General features: G+C 35.1%; 1 protein-coding gene. It reads right to left on the bottom strand.

Features of this window, described 5'->3' with window-relative positions; genetic code table 11:
* On the bottom strand, positions 1-319 hold a 319-nt coding region (locus Q1A01_RS23765; protein ID WP_299686092.1), incomplete at both ends, for a phosphopantetheine-binding protein.

The raw sequence follows: 319 nt of genomic DNA, 5'->3' as shown, positions 1-319 counted from the left end.
AGCTTATCGATAAACCATAATCGTTCTTGTGCGTATGATAATGGAATATCTGAAGGCAATTCTTGTTTGGTAACTAACGGTAACTGACTACTTGTATCTTGAACTTCTATAAAAGAAGCTAATTCTGAAATGGTGGTATAATCAAATATATCTGTAATTGTAATGGCAACATGTAAGGTGTTCTTGATTGCAGATAATAAACGTACCGCCAGTAAAGAATGCCCTCCTAATTCAAAGAAATCATCTGTAACCCCTACTTGTTCTTGATTCAATAAATCTTGCCATATCGCAACCAAGGCTTCTTCTATAGCATTGCTTG

The sequence above is a fragment of the uncultured Dokdonia sp. genome (assembly GCF_947492815.1).
GTDB lineage: Bacteria > Bacteroidota > Bacteroidia > Flavobacteriales > Flavobacteriaceae > Dokdonia.
The sequence above is the reverse complement of the archived record's forward strand: the minus strand, read 5'-3'. Positions and strand labels throughout refer to the sequence as shown.